Source organism: Polyangium sorediatum, assembly GCF_029946465.1.
In the GTDB taxonomy this organism is placed as follows: domain Bacteria; phylum Myxococcota_A; class Polyangia; order Polyangiales; family Polyangiaceae; genus Polyangium; species Polyangium fumosum.
Genome location: NZ_JARZHI010000022.1, coordinates 59529 through 78207, shown reverse-complemented (window position 1 = coordinate 78207; position 18679 = coordinate 59529). Strand labels below are relative to the sequence as shown.

Sequence of the window (18679 nt, the reverse complement as noted above, 5' to 3'; positions counted from 1 at the left end):
AGAAGGAATCGAACATGAAATACATCAGCATCGTGGGGATGGTCGTTCTTTTCGCGGCAGCGGCGTGCGGCACCGACGGCGCGCGGCCTCCGGCGGAGGCGGCCTCGGGTGAGCCCCGAGCCGCGGAACCAAGCACGGCCGCGGCCGAGAAGGCAGGCCCGTCCGAGCCCACCGCAAAGCCCTCCGCCCCCGTGAACGTGAGCGCGACGCTTCGGCCGGGCGCGGCCGATCTGGATGTCGTCTTCGGCGCGGACGGCGCGGGCATCACGATCGAGGTATGGGGGGTCGACGGGCTGAAGCTCACCGGAGGAGCTTCCCCGGTGTCGGCCCCCTCCGTGCGGAGCGGGCAATCCCTGAAAGTGCCCGTGACCTATGACGCCCCGACGGCCGAGAGCAATCTTGCGGTACGCGTCCGCGGCACCTTCGGCGGCCGCGAGCAGGCCAAGGTGCAGTCGTTCACGATCAACACGGGCAGCCAGCCCAAGGGCGCGCAGGCCGGGGAGAACAAGGTCGATGGCGACGGCCGGCCGGTCAAGGTCATGAAGTCGCAATGACGTCACGTCCAAAGGCGGGTATCCTCCGCCCATGGACAAAGCCCGCCCTCTCTTCTCTCGCCGCGTGATCCTGCGGGGAGGCCTCGCAGGTCTCGCCGCGATGATGAGCCCCTCCCTGCTCGCGAGCTGCTCCTCGGAGGGCGGCGCGCCCCCGCCGCCGGCGACGCCCGGCGAGCCGCCGTTTGGTGTACCCATCGACGGGCCCAAGCTCGTGTCACGGATCGCCGAGATCGGGCCGCTCGGCGATCCGGACGCGAATGGGGTCAAGCTGCCGCCGGGGTTCTCCGCGCGGATCGTCGCGAAGACGAACACGAAGCCCCTCGATACCTCCGAGTACGTTTGGCACATCGCGCCGGACGGCGGGGCGACGTTCCTCCTCGAGGACGGCGGTCATGTGTATGTATCGAACTCGGAGGTCCCCATCGCCGGCGGCGTGGGCGCGCTCCGCTTCGACGCCGCGGGGAAGCTCGTGGACGCGTATCCGATCCTGAGCATGACGAACATCAACTGCGCCGGAGGGCCGACGCCCTGGGGCACGTGGCTCTCGTGCGAGGAGGCCTCGCGGGGGCGCGTCTTCGAGTGTGATCCGCGCGGCGAACACGAGGCGGTCGTCCGCCCGGCCCTCGGCATCTTCAAGCACGAGGCGGCCGCGATCGATCGGGTGAAGCACCACGTCTACCTGACCGAGGACGAGGACGACGGGTGTTTTTATCGATTCGTACCCGACAAGCTCAATCGGCACGGCTTCGCGGACATTTCGAGCGGCAAGCTCCAGGTGGCCGAGGTCGGGATGGAGGGGAGCGTCAAGTGGCTCGATGTGCCGGATCCGCTCTACGAAGGCCTGACCCCGACGCGAAAGCAGGTCGCGGGCGCGACGCTCTTCGATGGCTCGGAGGGGATCTGGTACCACGAGGGGATCGTGTACTTCTCGGCCAAGGGCGAAGGGCGCGTGTACGCTTACGACACGATGACGGAGACGCTCGCCGTGATCTATGACGCGAAGGAAGCGGAGACGCCCATTCTGACGGGCGTCGACAACATCACCGTCTCGCATAGCGGCGACGTGCTCGTGGCCGAGGATACGGGGGACATGCAGATTGTGGCGATCTTGCCGAACGGCGAGCTCAAGCCCCTCGTGCAGGTGATGGGGCATGACAAGAGCGAGATCACGGGGCCGGCGTTTGACCCGTCGGGGACGCGGCTCTACTTCAGCTCGCAGCGCGGCGACGGGAGCGGCGGCGTGACGTACGAGGTCACGGGTCCGTTCCACGCGCCGGCCTAGCAGCCTGTGGACTTATCTGCTGCGCGCCCCGAATCGTCGGTCGACATCGCTCGAAATCCTTCAGGATTCCTCGCTCCGTCGCCCTAGCTTCGGGGCGCTCGCGACGATAATTCCACAGGCTGCTAACCCGTTGATCGCACTGGACCGTCGCGTCGCCTGCGAGCAAGATCGGCACTCTCTATGACACTCCCCGCGGAGAAACAAGCCCTGCTCGATACGATCACCACGCGCCTTTCGGCCGTGCCAGGCGTCGTCGCCGTGGTGCTCGGCGGTTCGTACGCGCGCGGCATGGCCCGTCCGGATTCGGATCTGGACGTGGCCATGTATTACGCGGAAGACAGCCCGTTCCGGATCGAGGACATCCGCCGCGTCGCGGCCGAGATTTCGATCGCCGGCCCTCCCGACGTGACCGATTTCTACGGCTGGGGACCGTGGGTCAATGGCGGCGCCTGGATCCGGACGACCGCCGGCAAGGTGGACTTCATTTACCGCAACCTCGATCAGGTTCGGCGCACGCTCGACGAGGCGGCGCGGGGCGTCACGCACCATCATTTCGACCAGCAGCCCGCCTTTGGCTTCTACAGCGTGACCTACCTGGCCGAGACGCGCGTTTGCTTGCCGCTGCATGATCCGGCCGGGCATATCGCATCCCTGAAACGGCAGGTGGAGGTCTACCCGCCGCTGCTGAAAGAGAAGCTCGTTCTTTCGAATCTGTGGCTGGCCGAGTTTTCGCTCGTGCATGCCGCTGCGTATGCCGAGCGCGGCGACGTATATGCGGTGTCCGGCGCACTGACCCGCACGGGGGCTTTTCTGACCCAGGTGCTGTTTGCACTCAACGAGACCTATTTCATGACCGACAAGACGGCGATGGCCGAGATTGCCGCGGGCTTTCATGCGGACGCGCCGCTGGTCCCGCCGGGGTACGTGCAGCAGTTGTCGAGGATATTGGCCCGCCTGGGGGAGACTCCGGCGGATTTGAGCGCTTCCACCCGCGCCGTGAGCGAGCTGTGGGCGAGCGTGGTGGAGCTGGCCAAGGATGTTGGTTTCGGTTATCGACCGGCTTTCACGTTGGTGTGATGCAGGGGGGGCCCCGAAGCACTCCACTCATCCCCATTCACACGCTCTCCCCACCCCGAAACCCCGCCCCGCCCCCGTCGCCGCGCGGCGACGGGCACGCGTCGTCGTGACGCGAGGGGGTCGCCACGCGGCGACGGGCACGCGTCGTCGTGACGCGAGGGGGTCGCCACGTGGCGACGGGCACGCGTCGTCGTGACGCGAGGGGGTCGCCACGCGGCGGCGGGCACACGTCGTCGTGACGCGAGGGGGTCGCCACGCGGCGACGGGCACACGTCATCGTGACGTGAGGGGGTCGCCACGCGGCGACAGGCACGCGTCATCGTGACGTGAGGGGGTCGCCACGTGGCGACGGGCAAGGTGATCCCCCACGCGCGCGATCGCCTCGTCCCCGCAGACGAACGCATCCTCGGCCGCCTCCGCGCACCGATCTCGCCCCCTCCCGCGCCGTTAAGGTAGAGTTCGCCCGATGCGTCCCTTGGGTTTCTTCTCTCGCGCCCTGCTCGCGCTCGCCTTTGGCTCCCCGCTCCTCTGCGCCTTGCCCGCGCATGCGGCGGCGCCCAAGGACGCGCAGGCCGAGAAGGCCATCACGCAGGCGATGGATGTCGACTACCTGGAGACGAAGTTCGATCAGGCTGAAAAGCGACTCCGAGCGGCGATCGACGCGTGCGGCGCGGACAAGTGCACGCCGAGCGTGAAGGCGCGGGCCCTCGTGGCGCTGGGCGTGGTGCTCGCGGGTGGCAAGAAGCAGCTCGAAGACGCGCGTGAGGTGTTCGTCGAGGCGCTCACCCTCGACAAGTCGGCGAAGCCCGACGAGGACATGAGCTCGGGCGAGGTGAAGTACGCCTACGAGAACGCGCGCAAGCAGCTCAAGCTCGACGGCGCGCCCGGGGCAGGGGGAAAAGCCGCGCCTTCCGGCCAGGGCATCACGCATACGGCCCCGGTCGAGCAGCGCGTCGACACGCCCTTGCCGCTCTACGTGCGGCTCGCGCCGGAGCTCTTGCAGGACGCGAAGAAGGTCACGGTCACGTTCCTCGCCCCGGGCGCGGGCGACTGGAAGACGCTCGTGATGAAGAAGGTCGGCGAGTTCGGCTTCGGCATCAACGTGCCGTGCACCGACGTCACGAAAGAGGGCAAGCTCGACTATTACATCACGATCACCGACGCGGACGGCGCCATCGTGACGGGCGCGGGCTCGCGCGCGCAGCCCTTGAGCACGGCGATCAAGGCGCGCATCGAGGGCGAGCCGCCGAGCTGGCCCGGCTTCGCGCCGCCCGAGCTCTGCGTGAAGGTCGAGTCCGGGCCGAAGCAGTGCCTCGACGACAACCAGTGCAACGCGGGGTACGCGTGCATCAGCGGCGAGTGCACGAAGAGGCCGGACGCCTTCGAGGAGCCGAAGGACACGGGCCCGCGGAAGAACTGGGTCTCGCTCACGATCGCGCCGGACATCTCGATCTTCTCGGGCCAGGACGTCTGCTCGGTCGACGGGCAGGAGCGTGAGCACTTCGTGTGCGTGCGCGAGGACGGGAGCCGGTACCTCGGCGCGCCCACGCCCGGCGTCGCGAACAACGTCTCGGGGGGCCTCGCGCTCTCCACGATCCGCGTCATGGCCGGCTACGACCGGCTCTTCCTCGACAACATCCTGGCGGGCGTGCGCATCGGCTTCGCGTTCCGCACGTCGAGCGCCGACGAGGCGAGCTTCCTGCCGGTGCACGCGGAGCTGCGCGGCACCTACTTCATCGGCAAGAACCCGTTCGCCAGCATCGGCGCGCGCCCCTTCGTCTTCGCCGCGGCCGGGCTCGCGCAGATCGACACGCCCGTCAACGTGGAGGTGCTCGAAGACGGCGTCGCCTGCGGCGCGGCGAACCCGGCCGACCAGAACAGCCCTTGCACGAAGCCAGGCAACCCGGCGTACGAGGGCACGCGTGTCGAGCAGCGGGTCCAGTCCTTGAAGGCGTACAAGCAAGCCGGGCAGGGATTTCTCGCGCTCGGCGGCGGCTTGCAGTATGCGCCGCTCGAGCGGGTCGCGATCAGCGTCGGCCTGCGCGCGAACGTGACGCTCCCCGTGGTCACGTTCGTGCTGACGCCCGAAGTGGGCGCGACGATCGGATTCTGAGAAATGCCCGAAGCACAACCCAGCAAGCTCGACGCGGCCCTCGATCTGGTCCTCGCGGGGGGACCCCTGCGCGGCCTGCTCGACGTGCTCGATCGGCACTCGAACCTGCCCGGCACGCGCCCGAACCTCGACTTCGCCCGCACCGTGGGCATCGCGATCGCGTCACGCCGCGGCAAAGCGGACGCGCTCGTCCGCGCGCTGCTCGGATGCCCCGGCGAGTATCCGGTGATCGTCGCGGCGCACGCGCTCGCCCAGCGCGCGCTCGTGGGCCTCGACCCGCGCGGGGCCATGGGCACGCTGCACGACCTCGCGGACGAGCCGCGGCACCTCGTCCGCATGGGCATCGTCTCCGCGCTGCGGGAGGTGCTGCGCGAGCGGGGCGAGGAGACGTTGCCCGAGCTCGCGTCGTGGACCGACGGCTACTTCCACGCGCACGTGGTGCTCGAAGCGCTCGCGGATCGGGAGGTCCTCGATCGGCTGCGCGGGCCGGAGGAGGTGATCGCGCGGCTCGACGAGGCCTTCTCGCTCGCCGACGTCTCCCCCCGCGCGGCGGAGCGATCGCAGGGCCTGCGCACCCTCCGCGAGGCGATGCCGGCCGAGGTCGCGGTGTTCGCAGCGCGCTTCCCCGAGGTCGTCGCGTGGGTCGAAGCGAAGACGGCCTCGAAGCGCCCGGAGACGCGCGAGGTCGTGTCGCAGGCCATCACGGCCCTGCGCCGGGGAGGCCTGAAAAACGCGGAGGCCGCGCGGATCGATGGGCTCTTGGAGGCAAGCAAGAAGCCGCCCCGCGACGCGGCGCGCATCGTCTCCGGGACGCGAAAGCGGAGCAAAGGGCGGCGCTGACGGCGCGTGCCCTTCGAGCGACGAAATCCGTCGCGGAGGGTGCCAGCGTGCAGTATGGAACCCGCCATGCGGCTCGAGAACAGGGTTGTCTTCATCACGGGCGCCTCGCGGGGCATTGGTCGGGCGGTCGCGCTCGCTTGTGCGCGGGAGGGCGCGGACGTCGTCATCGCGGCGAAGTCGGAGGTCGAGGCGAATCCCCGGCTGCCGGGGACGATCCACAGCGTGGCCAAGGAGGTCGAGGGGCTCGGCCGCCGGGCGCTGCCGATCAAGCTCGACGTGCGCGACGCGGACGCGTGCCAGGCGGCGGTCGCCGAAGCGGTGGCGCATTTCGGCCGGCTCGACGTGCTCGTGAACAACGCGGGCGCGCTCTGGTGGGCGGACGTCACCGGGACGCCGATGAAGAAGTTCGACCTCGTGATGGGCATCAACGTGCGGGCGTCGTTCGCGCTCGCGCAGGCGGCCTTGCCGCACATGATCGAGCGCAAGTGGGGGCACATCGTGATGATGTCGCCGCCGGTGGACGCGAACGGGGTCGCGCACCATGGGGCCTACGCGGTCTCCAAGTTCGGCATGACGATGATCGCGCTGGCGATCGCGGAGGAGGCGAAGGCGCACAACGTGACGGCGAACGCGCTCTGGCCGGCGACGGCGATCGAGAGCTACGCGACCATCAACTTCGGCCTCGGCGGCCCGGAGTTCTGGCGCAAGGCCGACATCCTCGCGGACGCGACGCTCGCGCTGATCACGAAGGAGCCCTCGGCGCGGCAGGGCCAGGCCTGGATCGACGAGACGCTCCTGCGCAGCGAAGGCGTCACCGATTTCTCCAAGTACCAGTGCGCGCCTGGCCACGAGCCGCCGCATTTCCCGTTCTCGGCGCTCCCGACGACGACCGAGACGACCGACAAGAAGAAGTGAAGCCATGGCTTCGAGCGACGACGACGACCGAACGATCGGATCGGGCACCACCTTCGCCGTGGATCCGACCCGGGAGATCGCGAGCGTGTTCGACGATCTCGAGGATCTCCTGAAGAACGGCGACGTGATCGAGTCCCTCTCGCAGAGGGGCGTGAACGCGAGCATCGCGCTCACGGCCATCGAGGGGCTCCGGGCCTACCTGGAAGGGAAAAAGGCCGAGGCGGCCGAGGATTTCGCCATGGTGGCGGAGGAGATCCGGGGTCGCCTCGAGCTCGCCCGCGCCGCGGAAGGCCCGAAGAACGGGCACGGGGGGCATTCGTGACCACGGTGGCGCCCCCGCCCTGGTATCCGGCCCCGGCGCTCTCGGGCGCGGGGTACTCGGCGGCCGAGCTCGCGGAGAGCTGCGACCGCGTGTTCCTCCTCGACCAGCGGGATCTGCCGGCGCGCGAGGTCTACGTGACGTTGCGCTCGGTCGAGGATGTCGCGGAGGCGATCCGCGCGATGGTCGTGCGCGGCGCGCCGGCGATCGGGATCGCGGCGGCGTACGGCATGGTGCTCGCGGCGCGCGCGCTGCGCCCGGCGGTCGCGGAGCGGTACGTCGCCGGTCTGCGCGCCGCGGCGAGCATGCTGGTGGCGGCGCGGCCGACGGCGGTGAACCTCTCCTGGGCGGTCTCGCGCATGCTCACGTCGGCCGAGGCGCACGCGAGCGACGCGGCCGAGGTGCGCGTGGCGGAGCTCGCGGCGCTCGCGCGGCGCATCCACGTGGAGGACCTCGAGGCGTGCCGGCGGATGGGTCGGGTCGGCGCGGCGCGCATCCCGGACGGCGCGACGATCCTCACGCATTGCAACGCGGGCGCGCTGGCGACGGGCGGGTATGGCACGGCGCTCGGCGTGATCCGCGCGGCGGCGGAGGCGGGCAAGCGCGTGCGGGTGCTGGCGGACGAGACGAGGCCGTACCTGCAAGGCGCGCGGCTGACGGCGTGGGAGCTCGCGCAAGACGGCATCCCGGTCGAGGTGATCACGGACTCGATGGCCGGCTATTTCCTGCGGCGGCGCGAGGTGACGGCGATCGTGGTGGGCGCGGACAGGATCGCGCGGAACGGGGACATCGCGAACAAGATCGGCACGTACGGGCTCGCCTGCCTGGCGAAGCACCACGGCACCCCGTTTTACGTGGCCGCGCCGTGGAGCACGGTCGATCTCGCGACGCTGGACGGGGATCACATCCCGCTCGAGGAGCGCAGCCGGGACGAGGTGGTCCGGGTGGGAGGCGCGGTGCTGGTGCCGGAAGGCGTGCCGGCGCGGCACCCGGCGTTCGACGTGACGCCGGCCGAGCTGATCACGGCGATCTTCACGGAGCGGGGCGAGTTTGCCGCGGGGGAGATCGCACGGGCGGGCGAGGCGAGCGGGGCGTAAGTCGGTTCGTCCGGGGTCGCCCGGGCTTTCCATCTCGCAAAACTTGTTCGTCCGAGGGAACCCGGGACAAACGTCCCGGGCATGCCAAAGCCGCGCCGTCCGGATCCCTTGTCCCAGCCACACGACGCGCTCTTCAAGTGGGCGTTTTCCCAGCGCGAGCACGCGGTCGGCCTGCTCCGGGCAGCTTTGCCGAAGGAGCTCGCGGACGGGATCGACTGGGGCACGTTGCGGCTCGAACAGGGCAGCTTCGTCGACCGCGCGCTCCGCCACCGCCACGGCGACCTCGTGTTTTCGGCGCGCATTCGCGGGAAAAAGGTCTACTTCCACGCGCTCGTCGAGCAGCAGCGCGACGTCGACCCGCTCATGGTGTTTCGCATGGGCGTCTACATGTTTCGGCTCTGGGAGCAGCTCGTCCGCGACGAGCCCAAGCTGAAGGAGCTGCCGCCGATCATCCCCATCGTCGTGCATCACAGCGAGGCGGGCTGGACGGCGGCGACGGCGTTCCAGGATCTCGTGCCGATGGACGCGACGGTTCGTCCCCGGCTTTCCCCGTTCGTCCCGCAGTTCGAGCTCCGGCTGATCGACCTCGGCGGCGGGCGCGCGGGGGATCTCGTGGAGCGGGCGCTCACGTCGCTCGGGCAGGTCGTTTTGTGGTGTCTGTCCGTGGCGGGCGACGACGCGCGGTTCGAGCAGGAGATCGAGCGGATCGGGCAGGCGCTCGACGAGGTGCTACTGGCCAAGGACGGCCTTGCTGCACTTGGCGTGTTGCTGCGGTATCTTGCATCAACCCACCAGCGCATCGGCGCGGAGAAGGTCGGCGAGATCCTGGAACGTGCGACGGGTTCGGAGGTGCGAGACGTGATCATCACCTGGCTAGACAAGGTCGAGGAGCGGGGACGCGTCGAAGGCCGCATGGAGGGACAGGCGCGGCTCTTGCGGAAACTCCTCACGGCGCGCTTCGGCGCTCTGCCGGCCTCCGCCCGCACGAAGATCGCCGACGCGGACGAGGCCACGCTCAGCCGCTGGGGCGTCCGTCTGCTCACGGCCGAAACCCTGGACGAGGTGTTCGGCGAGGTCCGCCGCGCCGCGCCGCCGTCGCGCGCATCCTCTTCTTCCACCCCGCGCGCATCTTCCTCTTCCACCCCGCGCGCAGCAACAAAGACCCGCGCGCGGGTTCGACGCAGCTCCGTGTGACCGTACGCTCGCCGGCCACGCGAGTCCCTTGCCGCCATCTCCCCTCGGCTCCAGAACGGAATCCATGACCGCCGCTTCCCGCTTCGTCCCCAAGCCTCCCTGGTTGAAAGTCCGCGCGCCTGGCGGCGACACCTACCATCACCTCAAGCAGACCTTCCGCGAGCTCGATCTCCACACCGTCTGCGAGGAAGCGCGTTGCCCCAACGTGGGCGAGTGCTGGCGCGAGGGCACGGCGACGGTGATGCTGCTCGGCGACGTCTGCACCCGAGGCTGCCGCTTCTGCGCCGTCACCACCGGCAACCCGCGCGGCGCCGTCGACACGCGCGAGCCCGAGCACGTCGCGCGCGCGATCGCGCGGCTCGATCTCCAGTACGTCGTCATGACCATGGTCAACCGCGACGACCTCCTCGACGGCGGCGCCGAGCACGTCGGCCGCACCGTGCAGCGCTTGAAGTCGCTCCGCCCCGACATCCTCGTCGAGACGCTCGTCGGCGACTTCAGCGGACATCTCTCCGCCGTCGACACCGTCGTCGACGCCAGGCCCGACGTCTTCGCGCACAACGTCGAGACCATCCGCCGCCTCACGCGCACCGTGCGCGACGTGCGATCGAGCTACGATCAGTCCCTCGCCGTGCTCGAGCGCGCCAAGACGCGCGCGCGGGCGCAGGGGATCGAGGGGCAACTGACGAAGAGCTCGATCATGGTCGGCGTCGGCGAGACGGACGACGAGGTCATCGAGACGATGCGGGATCTTCGCGGCGTCGGCGTCGACGTCGTCACGATCGGCCAGTACCTCCGGCCCACGCCCAAGCATCACGAGGTCCTGCGCTTCGTCCCGCCGGAGACGTTCACGCGCTACGAGGAAGAAGCCCTCGCGATGGGCTTCCTCTACGCCGCGTCGGGCCCGCTCGTCCGGTCGAGTTACCGCGCCGCCGAGGTGTTCCTGCGCAGCCTCTTGCGAGGCAAGGGCGGTGAGGGCGGCGACGTGCAGGCCGAGCTCGATGCGCGGCTCGACGTCGCGCGTCGGGAAGCTGCACGGGTCGCTCTGGAGCTCGGCGCGCCTGCGAGCGTCGAGGTTCCGCTCGGCGCCCGTGCTGCGTCGGCGGGCCTCGTTTCGGCGGCGTCGCTCGTGCGGCGCTGACGTCCTGGGCGCCGGGGCTTGGCGTTTCGGTCGGAGTGTGTGAAAAGGGGCGTCTTAGGGAAGGATCCCGGCATGAGCTCCCCTGACGAGAAGTTCATCGAGCGCGTCACGCAGTGCATCGCACGGCCTGGGCCGAACGCCCCGCGCGGCGTGCAGCACTCGATCCTGGCGCAAGCGGCGCGCCTCGCGCAGAGCCGCCCCATGGGGGACGAGGCCACGGCCCCTTCCGGCTTCGATCCTGCGGCGGCCGCGCTCTTCGAGGGCACGGTCGAGAGCGCGTACCTCGTGGCCGCCTCCGATGGTCCGCTCACCACGACCGAGGACGCCGTGCTCCGCTCCATCGTGGGCATCGGCTGCGATGGCAAGGTCTCGGCCGAGCAGATCGAGGCGCTCTTCGGGGAACTCGCTTCGGCGCACCAACGCGAGAGCGAAGAAGAGCGCGTCGCGCACATCGCGCAGATGATCACGCATCGTGATCACCAGCAGGAGGTGCTGCGCATCGCCGCGATCATGGCGCGCGCGTCGGGCGGCATCCGTCCTTCCGAGCGCGCCTTGCTCGAGCGGCTCGCGCAGCGCTTCACGCTCGGCTCTGCGGCGGTCGACGCGGCGATCACCGAGGCCACCGAGGCCCTCGGCGCCGTCTGAACGTTGGCGCTCGTGCTTGGTCCATCACGCACGGTGCGCGCTCGTGAGGCGTGCACGCGCGGCCGCGCACGCGTCTCTCCTGCGTGGCTCGTCATGCTGCGGGTGCAGCACGAAATCGCGCAATGATTGCCGGTCGTTCTGCGGCCTTTTCGCGGATGCAACAATCACGACGCGGCGTGTTGTAAAATGGCGTGATCTGCGCTTGTCCCCTGGCCATTCTGTCGCCCTTTGACTACGGTCCGGGCGCCATCATGAGCACCGCCACCCAACCCGCATCGAGCCTCGCCTCCTCTGCCTCAGGGGGCAGCATGGACGGCTCCGCCCACCCGGTCGCGCGGCATCCGCTCGACGCGCACGCGCCTGACGTCGTGCGTGTTCTCCGCGACGACGGCACCCTCGATCCGGCGAACGATCCTGGTCTTCGCAGCGACGAGGTGCTCACCCTCTACCGCGCGATGGTCCGCGCGCGCCTGCTCGACGAGCGCCTCGTGCTCCTCCAGCGGCAGGGGCGCATCGGCTTCCACATCGGCTGCAAGGGCGAGGAGGCGAGCATCCTCGGCAGCGCCTTCGCCATGCGGCAGAACGACTGGATCTTCCCGTGCTACCGCGAGTTCGCCGCGGCGCTCTGGCGCGGGATGCCGCTCCAGCGGTACGTCGACAACATGTTCGGCAACACGAACGACCCCGTGAAGGGGCGTCAGATGCCGGACCACTACACGTGGAAGACGGGCAAGTTCGGCTCGGTCAGCTCACCCATCGGCACCCAGATCACGCAGGCCGTCGGGTTCGCCTGGGCCGCGAAGATCCGCAAGGAAGACGCGGCGGTCCTCGTCTACTTCGGCGACGGCGCCACGAGTTCGAACGAGTTCCACAACGGCATGAACTTCGCGGGCGTCTTCAAGGCGCCGACGGTGTTCTTCTGCCGCAACAACGGCTGGGCCATCAGCGTGCCCACCGAGCGCCAGACCGCGAGCGAGACGTTCGCGCAAAAGGGCATCGCGTACGGCGTCCCCGGCGTTCGTTGCGACGGGAACGACCTCTTCGCCGTCGTCAAGGTCACCCGCGACGCGGTCGCGCGCGCCGCGCGAGGGGAGGGCCCGACGATCATCGAGGCGCTCACCTACCGGCTCGAAGGCCACTCGACGAGCGACGATCCGAAGGCGTACCGGCCCGAGGCCGGCCTCGATTCCTGGCGCCGCCTCGACCCGATCCCGCGCCTGCGCCGGTACATCGAGCGCACGACGGGCTGGACCGACGCGCAGGACAAGGAGCTCGAGGCCGAGCTCGACGCCGAGCTCAAGGCTGCGATCGCGGTCTCCGAGAAGACGGCTTTGCCCGCGCTCGAGTCGATGTTCGAGGACGTCTTCGGCGAGCTCCCCTGGCACCTGCAAGAGCAGCGGGACGAGCTTTTGCGTGGACCCCGCGCCAAGGGGCACGGCCACTGATCCTCGGGGAAAGCCCCCGCCCTCCTTTCGAGAAGGTCACGGAGAGATAGCACGATGCCTCAGATGAACATGGTCCAGGCCATCAACGACGCCCTCCGCCACGAGATGCGGCGCGACAACCGCGTCGTCGTCCTCGGCGAGGACGTTGGGAAGGTCGGCGGCGTCTTCCGCGTCACGCAGGGGCTCTTCGACGAGTTCGGCGACGAGCGCGTGATCGACACCCCGCTGTCCGAGGGTGGCATCATCGGTACGGCGATCGGCATGGCCCTCTACGGCCTGGTCCCCGTCCCCGAGATCCAGTTCTCCGACTTCATTTTCCCCGCGTACGACCAGATCGTCTCCGAGCTGGCGAAGTACCGGTATCGCTCGGGCGGCGAGTATCCGGCCAAGCTCGTGATCCGCACGCCGACCGGCGGCGGCATCCGCGGCGGCCATTACCACTCGCAGTCGCCCGAGGCGCAGTTCATCCACGTCGCGGGCCTCAAGGTGGTTTGTCCGTCGAATCCGGCGGACGCGAAGGGCCTCCTGCTCGCCTCGATCCGCGACCCGGATCCGGTCCTCTTCTTCGAGCCGAAGCGCATCTACCGCGCGGCGAAGGGCGAGGTCCCCGAGGGGGATCACACGGTGCCGCTCGGCAAGGCCAGCGTCGTGCGCAAGGGCCAGCACGTGACGATCGTCGTCTGGGGCGCGATGCTCTACGAGGCGCTCGACGCGGCGAACCAGGCGGCGGCGCAGGGCATCGACTGCGAGGTCATCGACCTGCGCACGCTCTGGCCGCTCGACATCGAGACGATCATCACGTCGGTGAAGAAGACGGGCCGCGTGGTCGTGGTGCACGAGGCGCCGAAGAGCTGCGGGCTCGGCGGCGAGATCGTCGCGCTCATCAACGAGAAGGCCTTCCTCCACCTCGAGGCGCCGCCGAAGCGCGTGACCGGCTTCGACACGCCCTTCCCGTACACGCTCGAGATGGAGTACCTGCCGCTCTCCCACCGCATCCTGCCGGCGATCATCGAGACCGCGAGGTACTGAGATGGCAAGCTTCGAGTTCAAGCTGCCCGACATCGGCGAGGGCGTCACCGAAGGCGAGATCGTCAAGTGGCTCGTCGCGCCGGGCGACGTCGTCAAGGAAGACCAGCCGATGGTCGAGGTGATGACGGACAAGGCGACCGTCACGATCACCGCGCCGAAGTCCGGCAAGATCCTGGAGACGCGCGCCAAAGAGGGCCAGGTCGTCGCCGTGCACTCGGTGCTCGTCGTGTTCGATCTCGACGGCGACAAGCCCGCGCTCGCGCCCGCCGCAGCGGCCGAGCCGACGGCGGCGAGCACGCCGAAGGCTGCCGCGAAGAGTGATGGCCCGGCCGCGACCGCGGTCGGCGACATCAAGGAGGACCTGCCCGGCATGAACCTCATGCCGCTCGGGACCTCGCACACGACGAACGGGATCACGGCGGCGCCCGTGGCCGCGTACTACAACGATAAACCACTCGCCACGCCGGCCACGCGCAAGCTCGCCCGGGATCTCGGCGTGGATCTGCGTCGCGTCACGCCCACGGGCGCGAGCGGGCGGGTCACGAAGGACGACGTCCGCGGCGCGATCGCCGCGCCCACGACGGCGCCTCTCGCGATGCATACGGCGGCGGCCTCGCACGTGCCGGAGTCGCTCCCGACGGCGTCCGCGCCTCTGCCGAAGCCCGTTGCCGCGCCCGAGCCGCACCCCGCGGCGCCGGTCACGGCGAAGGCCCCCGCGCCCGTGCGGGTCCCGCCGCCTCCGGCCGGCGAGGAGTCGCTCGAAGAGCGGACCCCGCTGCGCGGCGTGCGCAAGCGGATCTTCGATCAGATGGCCCGCTCGAAGCACACCGCGGCGCACTTCACGTTCGTCGAGGAGTGCGACGTGACGGCGCTGAAGGAACTCCGCGCGCGCCTGAAGCCCGCGGCGGAGAAGGCCGGCGTGAAGCTCACGTTCCTGCCCTTCTTCGTGAAGGCCGTCGTCGCCGCGCTGAAGAAGCACCCCTCGCTGAACAGCGCCTTCGACGAGACCACGCAGGAGATCGTGCAGCGGCGCTACTACGACATCGGCATCGCGTCCGCCACCGAGGCGGGCCTCATGGTGCCCGTCGTGCGTCGCGCCGATCGCAAGAGCATCCTCGACGTCGCCAAGGACATCCAGCGCCTCGGCGACGACACGAAGGCCGGCAAGGTGCGGGCCGAGGATCTCGGCGGCTCCACGTTCACGATCACCTCGCTCGGAGCGCAGGGCGGCCTCTTCGCGACGCCGATCCTGAACTTCCCCGAGGTCGCGATCCTCGGCATCCACCAGATGAAGCAGAAGCCGGTGGTGCGCGACGGTCAGATCGTGATCGGCGACGTGATGCTGCTCAGTTTGTCCTTCGACCACCGCATCATCGACGGCCACATCGGCGCGGCGTTCGCCTACGAGATCATCGGGTACCTCGAGAACCCGGATCGCTTGTTCCTCGAGATGGCGTGAGCCTCTCCTCCCTCTCCACCGCGTGGAGAGGGAGGGCTCAGGCGGGGGAGATCAAGCGGCCCCGGCTGCCTCCGGGGCTTGCTCCTCCGCCTCGTCCGTCTCCTCTCCGGCCTCGTCCTTCTTCGCCTTCGCCTTCGGTTTGCCCGCAGGAATGACGACACCGTGGTTCATCGCCACGGCCTCGCGGATTTTCTGCGTCATCTGCTTCTCCAGCTTCGCCCGGTCACCGAACAGTGCCCAGACTTCCAGCGTGTCGTCGGGTGAGCTTTCGATCGTGCGCTTCGGCAGCGCGTTCACCCAGGCGAAACGATCCGCGGGCGAGGGGTGGCTGTCGTAGGGCGAAGGCTCGGCGTGGATCGCCTCGTCGACCGCCTTCTCGATCTCGGCGTCCTCCGGGGTTTTTCCGCGGACGCGGTAGCGGTAGAGGTTTGCGAGCGCGCGCTTCTCCTGGATCACCTCGGAGAGCGCGACCTGCGTGTGCACGTCGAAGCGGATCGACCGCTCGATCACGTGCTTCAGGCCCTCCGTGAACGCATCCGCCCCATACGCGAAGGCCGCCCATCGGTCTGCGAGCACCTCCTGCAAGCGCGAGGCGCCCTGCGAGATCCGCAGGAAGATCTTGTGGAACCCGCTCACGAAGAGCCACGCCGGGTTGTACCAGCCCGCGGCTCCGCCCTGCGCGAGCGAGAGCGCCATTGTGAACACGCTCCGCCGCACGGCCAGCGCGAAGCCGCCGCCGGCCGTGTCCTCGTTGTGGAAATGCCCGTACTCGTGCGCCAGGACGGCCTTGAACGCGCCGATCGAGAAACCGTCGAGCACGCCCGCGCCGAGCACGAGGCATCGCTCCGTGCGCCCCGTGAGCTGACGGAGCAGGCCGCCGCGCTCGAAGACGCCGACCTCCGTCGTCGGCGTCATGTACACGTTGTCCACGGGCCGCGTGCCGATGCGCCCGGCCACCTCTTCGAGGACGGCGCGGAGCTTCGGGTGTTCGGCGAGGTCGAGCTTGTCGCCCGGCTCGCCCTCCTTCCGCCGGAAAAAGATGCTCTTCAGCATCGCCCAGAGCGACACCAGCGTGAAGATCGCGACGATCGCCACGAGCTTCACGGGGATCCGACCGATCGCGAGGAAGCCGTAGATGATGCCGCCGCCTGCGACGAGCACGAGCGACATCACGATCGGAAGGCTGATGTAGTAGTAGGCGCAGCAGGCCCAGAGCACGACGCCGTAGATACGCCGCAGCCATTTGTCCGCGCCCGTCGCGTTCTCGTCCGCCGACTTCGGGACGGCCGTCGCCGCGCGCAGCGTGAGCTTGCTCAGCAGTCCCCCGAGGCCGAGCAGCGCGACGAGCCCCGCGAGCCACCCGAGGAAGCCGTAGAGCATCGTCGCGCCGTATCGCTCGTGGAACGGCATTGCCTCCTCGTACTGGCCCTTGAGCGACGTGTACGTTGCCTCGTCGATCCCCAGCGATTTCCCGCGTTCGAGTTTTTCGAGGGCCTTGTCCAGGTGGCCCTCGGACGCGTCGACCATCGACGCGTAGAGGTACGTCGGGGCGAACTCCGGCGCGATGCGCTCGAGCGCGCGCGAGCAAGTGCGGAGCTGATCGAAGCGGCTGTACTGGAGCGCGGATTCGCAGTGCAGGAGCTGGGCGAACTTGTCGTCGGGTTTTCGCGCGGCGGCGGAGCTCGCGAGCTCGAACGCTTCGCGCACATCCAACGTGTTCGGGGCCGTGCCTTGGGGCCGCATCAGGAGCGCCTGCGCGAGGGCGGCCTTGTTCTCGGCCACGTCCTCCGTTTCGAGCGCCTTGCGGCAGAGCGCGATGGCCTCGTTGCGCGCGCCTTGGTGGAGCTTCACCGTGCAGAGCCGCCGCGTCGCGGCCGAGAACTTCGGCACCCGCGCGCGCACCTGCTCGTAAAGCCCCGCGGCGCCCGCGAGATCGTTCCGCTCGCGGGCCGCGTTGGCCTCGGCGAACAGCGTCGCCGCCTCGGGATCGAGCTTCTGGATCTGCGCGGCGAGCTCCCTCTCGAAGGCCGCCTCGTCAGCGGCCTTTCCCTCCCCGGAGGTGAGCAAACCCGCGAGGGCGACGAGCCACGCCCCTCCGAACCGCCACGCTCGTTTCCCCCACGTCGTCCGCATCCCTCCCACGGCGCCTCCTCCGCGTTTTTCCGCATCCTACCCGACCCGACTGCGGCTGCGCGATCCCGATGGCGACGCTGCGGCGGGCGAGCCCGACCGAGGGCGCGGGGCTACCGCTTCCGTTGGGGCACCTTCGGTTCGATCCGTCGTCCTTTCAGCCGATCGTTGACGCCGCGTGGTGTTGTCACCTAGAGAGAAGCGCCGAGGAGCCGCTTCCCATGCAATTGGGCTCCGTCTTGCGAGGAGACACGTCACCGATGCGCTTCGCCCTGTTCCTGCCACTGCTCTTGGTCTCTGCCGCGGCGTTCGCAGGCGCCGGCTGCGGCGAGCGTGAGGCCACGCCGCTCCCGTTCCAGCAGAAGAAGAAGGGGGCGAACGCCGCGACCGAGGCCGCGAAGCTCGCGGAGCTCGACCTCGCGGACATGAAGAACAACTTCGGCACGCTGCCCGCCAAGTACGAGGCGAAGAGCGGCGAGACCGACATGAACCCGATCACGACCGAGAAGGTCGCTCTCGGCCGCATGCTCTATTACGACACGCGGCTCTCGAAGAACCAGGACCTCTCGTGCAACTCGTGCCACCTGCTCGACAAGTTCGGCGTCGACGGCACGAAGGTTTCGAAGGGCCACAGAGGCCAGCTCGGCGGCCGCAACGCGCCCACCGTGTACAACGCTGGCGCGTACGTCGCGCAGTTCTGGGACGGTCGCGCGGGCACGCTCGAAGACCAGGCCAAGGGCCCGATCCTGAACCCGGTCGAGATGGCCATGAAGGACGAGGCGAGCGTCGTCGCGGTGCTCGAGACGATTCCGGGCTACGAGGACGCCTTCAAGAAGGCCTTCCCCGACGACAAGGAGCCGATCTCGTACGACAACCTGGCGAAGGCGATCGGCGCGTTCGAGCGGCAGCTCGTGACGCCCTCGCGCTTCGACAAGTACATGGCCGGCGACAAGACGGCGCTCACGGATCAGGAGCGCGCGGGCCTCACGAAGTTCGTGCAGAACGGCTGCACCTCGTGCCACAGCGGCAGCTCGCTCGGCGGATCGAGCTTCCAGAAGCTCGGCCTGATCAAGGCGTACCCGAACCAGAAGGATCTCGGCCGCTACGACGTCACGAAGAAGGACGAGGACAAGATGGTCTTCCGCGTCCCGACGCTGCGCAACGTGGCGCAGACGGGGCCGTGGTTCCACGACGGCGCCTTCGATCGTCTGGAGACGACGGTGCAGGCGATGGCCTACCACCAGCTCGGCAAGGAGCTGCCCGAGGCGGACGTCGCGGACATCGTGGCCTTCTTGAAATCGCTGACGGGCGAGATCCCGCTGGAGTACATCAAGAAGCCCGAGCTGCCCGCGAACGGCGAGAAGACGCCGGGCCCCGATCCCACGTGATCGTGGAGCCCGAAGCTCCAAACCCCCTGGCGTGGGCGGCGGAAATCGAAT

The 18679-nt window shown here is 69.2% G+C and carries 16 protein-coding genes; 15 read left to right on the top strand and 1 reads right to left on the bottom strand.

Going from position 1 to position 18679, the window contains the following annotated elements:
* Positions 1 to 14: 14 nt before the first annotated feature.
* The 14 genes from QHF89_RS24220 (at position 15) to QHF89_RS24155 (ending at position 15110) form a co-directional block, all read left to right on the top strand.
* Positions 15 to 554 (top strand): DUF3597 domain-containing protein, encoded by a 540-nt coding sequence (locus QHF89_RS24220; protein WP_136970265.1) that lies wholly within the window; start codon positions 15 to 17, stop codon positions 552 to 554.
* A gap of 31 nt (positions 555 to 585) precedes the next feature.
* Positions 586 to 1836, top strand: coding sequence for an alkaline phosphatase PhoX (locus QHF89_RS24215; protein WP_136970266.1), 1251 nt, complete (start codon positions 586 to 588; stop codon positions 1834 to 1836).
* Between the two features lie 180 nt (positions 1837 to 2016).
* Entirely contained in the window at positions 2017 to 2913 is an 897-nt protein-coding gene (locus tag QHF89_RS24210; RefSeq protein ID WP_136970267.1) for a nucleotidyltransferase domain-containing protein, read from the top strand.
* Positions 2914 to 3379: 466 nt separating this feature from the next.
* On the top strand, positions 3380 to 5026 hold the full coding sequence (locus QHF89_RS24205) for a hypothetical protein (RefSeq protein ID WP_136970268.1): 1647 nt from the start codon (positions 3380 to 3382) through the stop codon (positions 5024 to 5026).
* Between the two features lie 3 nt (positions 5027 to 5029).
* Positions 5030 to 5866: a hypothetical protein gene (locus QHF89_RS24200; RefSeq protein ID WP_136970269.1), complete on the top strand. Its 837-nt coding sequence runs from the start codon at positions 5030 to 5032 to the stop codon at positions 5864 to 5866.
* Between the two features lie 66 nt (positions 5867 to 5932).
* The gene (locus QHF89_RS24195) at positions 5933 to 6781 is read left to right on the top strand and encodes an SDR family oxidoreductase (RefSeq protein ID WP_136927649.1); all 849 of its coding nucleotides are present in this window, start codon (positions 5933 to 5935) and stop codon (positions 6779 to 6781) included.
* 4 nt (positions 6782 to 6785) lie between these two features.
* Positions 6786 to 7103, top strand: coding sequence for a hypothetical protein (locus tag QHF89_RS24190; protein ID WP_136927648.1), 318 nt, complete (start codon positions 6786 to 6788; stop codon positions 7101 to 7103).
* Positions 7104 to 7192: 89 nt separating this feature from the next.
* Positions 7193 to 8197 (top strand): S-methyl-5-thioribose-1-phosphate isomerase, encoded by a 1005-nt coding sequence (gene mtnA, locus QHF89_RS24185; RefSeq protein ID WP_342763971.1) that lies wholly within the window; start codon positions 7193 to 7195, stop codon positions 8195 to 8197.
* An 81-nt stretch (positions 8198 to 8278) separates the two neighbouring features.
* Entirely contained in the window at positions 8279 to 9391 is a 1113-nt protein-coding gene (locus tag QHF89_RS24180; protein WP_136970270.1) for an Rpn family recombination-promoting nuclease/putative transposase, read from the top strand.
* Positions 9392 to 9455: 64 nt separating this feature from the next.
* Positions 9456 to 10532: a lipoyl synthase gene (gene lipA, locus QHF89_RS24175; protein WP_136970271.1), complete on the top strand. Its 1077-nt coding sequence runs from the start codon at positions 9456 to 9458 to the stop codon at positions 10530 to 10532.
* A gap of 72 nt (positions 10533 to 10604) precedes the next feature.
* On the top strand, positions 10605 to 11177 hold the full coding sequence (locus QHF89_RS24170; RefSeq protein ID WP_136970272.1) for a tellurite resistance TerB family protein: 573 nt from the start codon (positions 10605 to 10607) through the stop codon (positions 11175 to 11177).
* 251 nt (positions 11178 to 11428) lie between these two features.
* On the top strand, positions 11429 to 12622 hold the full coding sequence (locus tag QHF89_RS24165) for a thiamine pyrophosphate-dependent dehydrogenase E1 component subunit alpha (protein WP_136970273.1): 1194 nt from the start codon (positions 11429 to 11431) through the stop codon (positions 12620 to 12622).
* 54 nt (positions 12623 to 12676) lie between these two features.
* On the top strand, positions 12677 to 13651 hold the full coding sequence (locus tag QHF89_RS24160; protein ID WP_136927643.1) for an alpha-ketoacid dehydrogenase subunit beta: 975 nt from the start codon (positions 12677 to 12679) through the stop codon (positions 13649 to 13651).
* Position 13652: 1 nt separating this feature from the next.
* Positions 13653 to 15110, top strand: a complete 1458-nt coding sequence (locus QHF89_RS24155) for a dihydrolipoamide acetyltransferase family protein (RefSeq protein WP_136970274.1) — start codon at positions 13653 to 13655, stop codon at positions 15108 to 15110.
* 51 nt (positions 15111 to 15161) lie between these two features.
* Here QHF89_RS24155 and QHF89_RS24150 read toward each other — a convergent pair whose 3' ends face one another.
* Positions 15162 to 17243, bottom strand: a complete 2082-nt coding sequence (locus QHF89_RS24150; protein ID WP_136970275.1) for a M48 family metalloprotease — start codon at positions 17241 to 17243, stop codon at positions 15162 to 15164.
* Between the two features lie 257 nt (positions 17244 to 17500).
* Here QHF89_RS24150 and QHF89_RS24145 point away from each other — a divergent pair, with 257 nt between their 5' ends.
* Complete coding sequence (locus QHF89_RS24145; RefSeq protein ID WP_136970276.1) at positions 17501 to 18628, top strand: cytochrome-c peroxidase; 1128 nt, start codon at positions 17501 to 17503, stop codon at positions 18626 to 18628.
* The last annotated feature ends 51 nt before the right edge of the window (positions 18629 to 18679 follow it).